This window comes from Helicobacter muridarum (genome assembly GCF_000765805.2).
In the GTDB taxonomy this organism is placed as follows: domain Bacteria; phylum Campylobacterota; class Campylobacteria; order Campylobacterales; family Helicobacteraceae; genus Helicobacter_A; species Helicobacter_A muridarum.
In genome coordinates, this window is the sequence record NZ_JRPD02000053.1 from 1 (window position 1) to 3,983 (window position 3,983).

General features: G+C 37.8%; 5 protein-coding genes. All 5 read right to left on the reverse strand.

Going from position 1 to position 3,983, the window contains the following annotated elements; all coding sequences use genetic code 11:
- Window positions 1-123 precede the first annotated feature (123 nt).
- A complete protein-coding gene (locus LS73_RS09655) occupies window positions 124-1,233 on the reverse strand; it encodes a replication initiation protein (protein WP_138070031.1) in 1,110 nt (369 codons plus the stop codon).
- Between the two features lie 243 nt (window positions 1,234-1,476).
- Window positions 1,477-3,057, reverse strand: coding sequence for a relaxase/mobilization nuclease domain-containing protein (locus LS73_RS09660; RefSeq protein ID WP_138070032.1), 1,581 nt, complete (start codon window positions 3,055-3,057; stop codon window positions 1,477-1,479).
- The gene (locus LS73_RS09665) at window positions 3,047-3,361 is read right to left on the reverse strand and encodes a plasmid mobilization protein (RefSeq protein WP_138070033.1); all 315 of its coding nucleotides are present in this window, start codon (window positions 3,359-3,361) and stop codon (window positions 3,047-3,049) included. Before LS73_RS09665 ends, LS73_RS09660 begins: the two co-directional genes overlap by 11 nt.
- Window positions 3,345-3,497 (reverse strand): hypothetical protein, encoded by a 153-nt coding sequence (locus LS73_RS09880; protein ID WP_161976618.1) that lies wholly within the window; start codon window positions 3,495-3,497, stop codon window positions 3,345-3,347. The genes LS73_RS09665 and LS73_RS09880 overlap by 17 nt, the downstream gene beginning before the upstream one ends.
- A gap of 282 nt (window positions 3,498-3,779) precedes the next feature.
- On the reverse strand, window positions 3,780-3,983 hold a 204-nt coding region (locus LS73_RS10360; protein ID WP_236096933.1), incomplete at its 5' end, for a hypothetical protein.

Sequence of the window (3,983 nt, forward strand, 5' to 3'; positions counted from 1 at the left end):
GCCATTTTGCTTAAAGCTATCAGTTTTTTGATTTTTTTGCCATAAGGGGCATTTTTGGTGCCTCAAACCACGCAAAATAGGGGGGTGATTTTTGTAAAAAAGAGTTTTTTCTTGTGAAAAACCTTAAACTTTCTTATAGAGCTTATCAAATAGTGTGCCTGATTCTAGTTGCTTTCTAATGTCTATCACTTCTTGGACTTTCTCTGTGTCAAGGTAGAATAGCTCTTCTGCCTTTTTTCTATATCTTTCTAAGCTCTCAATATCTTTTAGATTCTTTACTCTAAAAGATATTACCTTGCCACTCTCTAGCTGTTTGCAGAAAACAAAGACATTTTGCATATTCTCGTCCCAGTGTCTATACTCGCAAACAAGCTTACCAAATCCTTTAATGAAAATTCTTTTGCCTATGTAGGATTCTAGGATTTCTAAAAGAGTCTTGTTATAGGCTCTTTTCTTGTCTTGGTCTCTCATAATGCGTTTATCGTTGTTCTTATAGTCAAAGATAAATTCTAGGTCGGTTATCTTACGCCCTGTCTTAAATGTCTTAATTTCAAGCAAAACAAGGTTTGATTTGGCGTTAATGTCTTTTTTAGCTCGTTCTAATACATTTACTTTAAAGTCTTGCCACACTTCAAGGCTCTTAGGCACTTCTAGGATATTTTGCAATACTGCAAGATTCATTTTTAGGCTTTGGCGGTTTTGCTTTAGCTCACAAACTAGCATATTGTAGATTCTAATGCTATAAGCTGATTTCATTTGCTGTATATCGCTAAATTTGAGCTGTGTAAAATCTCGCTTTTGGTCTAAAAGATATTCTGTAAGGCTATCATTTAGCTGATAAGTTACATAACTTTGCCCTTGTTCGTATCTAATAAACTTGAAAAGTGGCATTGCTTGAAACACACTCTTTTCTTTCATTGTGGTTTCATCTAGCAGTTTAAAATCCTCCACATAAGCCTTTTTTGCCATAGAGTAGCAAAGCTCTCGCACATAGTTATAACCCTCACTTGTTTCTTTCCATTGCCACACTTGAAAAATCTCACTAAGTGGGATTTGACACACTTGAAACAAGGTATCGCGTTGGCTGTTGAGCTGTGCGACTATCCACATAAAAAATTTCATCTCATTGGCATTCATATCGTATTTAGCATAGATAAAGCGATTATCTTGCGTTACTATGGCTTTTTGGGTTTTTCTTTTAATGGATTTTTTCTTAGGAGCTTGTGTAATCATTGGTAGAATCCTTTAGCTTTACCAACTTAAAGGGCGGGGCATAAAGCCCCTACGCTTACCGCTTGTATCTAATTTTGATTTTAAACCCAAAGAGCCTAAAATTTAGATACAATGCAATCAAGCGTTTGCTATGTCGTTTCATAGTAACGCCTTTAGTTGGATTTGCCCCTATTGCTAGGGGCGATATTATTTTAGCTAGTTTTTGTTAATAAAAAGAGATATAATGTAAAATATTACTCTTTTTTACCTACTAAATCCCCTACTTTTTGGCTTCTGTCTTTGCATTTGCTTTACTACTTCAATTTGTTTTTCTTGGATTCTCTCTTGCGGTGTTTGTGTGGTTTTGTCTTGCTCTCGCTGGGCTTGTGCTACTTGAGACAAAAGGCTGTCAATATTGCTTTCTTTTTGGCGTTTTATTGAGAGAGCTTCTCTAATTCTGTCTGCAAAGTCTGCAACTGCTTTGGATAATCGCTCTCTAAGCTCTGCAAGTGCTGTTCTGTGCGTTCTTGCTCGGCTTTGAAACTCTCTTTGAGTGTCTCTAATAAGCGTTTCAAGTCGGTTTCTAGCTTCTGCGTTTTTTGTGTCTCTTTCTCTAGTTCTTTCAATAAGAGCTCGTTGTTTAGCAATAAGTCTGCTTCTCTGCTCTGCGTGGATTCTAGCTCTTTCTGCAATCGCTCTACTTCTGCTATTAACTCGGCTTCTAATGCTGTCATTTTCCTGCTCCTGCGTTATTGAATTTGTAGGTAAATGTTGTCGTTTTCCCTGTGTATCTTGCTCTTGCTCGTGTCTATGTAGATTTTCCCATTTTTCGCTTTTTGAGTTATCTCCCTTGAGACTTGATAAGGTCTTATCCACTGATACCACGCAATCAAGCTTAAAATCATCATTACTAGCATTCCGCTTAGAAAGCTCATCGCTAGGGTTTTTATCTTTAGAGCTGTTGGGTTGATTGTTTCTTTTAGATACTCTATCGTGTAGCTCTGTATAGAATCTAGCCTTTGATTGAATGTGGCTTTCAAGTCTTTGTCTAAGTTCTGCAAGTATTGGTTCTCTCTCTCTAGCATTAAATTCTCTCTCTTTTGTGCTTCTGCTTGAGCTAATTTCGCTAAGTTTGCTAGGTTCTGTGAATTGTTCGTCATATATGCCTCCTTTTAGTCTTTTTGCCTTTGGGCTGTCTTGTAGCTTAACGCTTATATAATCCTTGCCTTGCCTTGTAACTTCAATATTTTGAGCTTTTAAGAGCGATATTAGGTTTTCCCTTGATGTGATATTGCCTTTCATCACTTCGGCATTTAAAAGCTCATCTAGGGCTTCATAATCGCGTATAAGCCCTATTTGTTTTTTACTGCCTTGAATCGCGTTTTCTTTGGCTGGGTCTTTGGGGTCTGTTAGATTGTAGGTTAAATTGGCAAAATCAGTCCAAATATCCTTTCTTTTACAATCAGCCATATGAAAGTATGGGTTGAATGCTTTTTGGCTCTCTAAATCAATTTTGGGGATAACAAAGTTTAATTCTAACCGCCCTTTGTCTGTATGCTCTACCCACAAAATGTTATACCGCCCTTGCATTGCTGGGGTTAAGAGCATATTTTCAAAGCTCTGCATTATCTCTTTCTTTGCTGTCTCGCTTATTTGTGCTTCTTCAAAGCTCAAGCACCCCACGCACACTTTATGCTTTTGTGTAAGGGATAGAATAAGATTCCTTGTTGTCTGTTCATCGCCCTGCAAGATTCTCGCTGTGCCTTTCTCTCGGCGGTCGTTTAGCAAGTAGTCAATGCTTGAAACTCCGCCGCCCTTGCGATTGCCAAAGAATTTAACAATCATATTTAGCCCTTATCTCTTGCAAGTGAGCTTCAATCCGCCCTAACATTTCAAGCCCCACTCTATCTAGTCCGCCCTTTGTTGTGTTAAGGTGCTTTGCTACTTGATTGAGATTGTTACCCCACTTGGCAAGTTCAATGATGAGCTCTTTGTTCTGCAAAGCTCTGCTTTCTTTTTTTGGTGTTTTACCTTTTAGCATAGAGTTAAGGGCGTATTGAGTGAATGTAAGCCCTTGTTCTTGCATTTTCTCCCTTATAACTTGCTCTTGTTCTATGGGGATTCTAATACTTCTAACCACACTTTTCATTTTTTCCCTTATAAGCTAAACGGAGTGCGAAGCACGGAGTTAAGTGAGCCGTAAGGCGAACGCCTAAGGCAAAAGCAGTGTGCGATAGCACAATGATTGCTTTTGCCCCGATTCTATGCAAAACCAAGTTTTGCAATCTCACGCCAAAGTGAGATAAGGGGGTTCAAAGGGGGATTTTCCCCTTTGCGAGACTCTGCGGTAATCAATTGAGCGGTAGCGAAATTGTATTACAAAGAGTAGTCTCGCCCTTAAATAAAATTGTAAGAAAAAAGAGTAAATTATTGTTAGATAATGAGCGATTTTTCTTTGATTTTGTTCTTATTTTTGGATTGATTTTGAGAGAGAAAACTTAAGCGGCGGACTCTTGTTTAATATATATTCTTGTTTAATATCTTGTTTAAGGGGCATTTTTGGTGCCTCAAACCACGCAAAATAGGGGGGTGATTTTTGTAAAAAAGAGTTTTTTTACGCCAAAAAAGAGTTTTTTTACGCCATTTTTTGCTTTAAAAAAGAGTTTTTTTACGCCATTTTGCTTAAAGCTATCAGTTTTTTGATTTTTTTGCCATAAGGGGCATTTTTGGTGCCTCAAACCACGCAAAATAGGGGGGTGATTTTTGTAAAA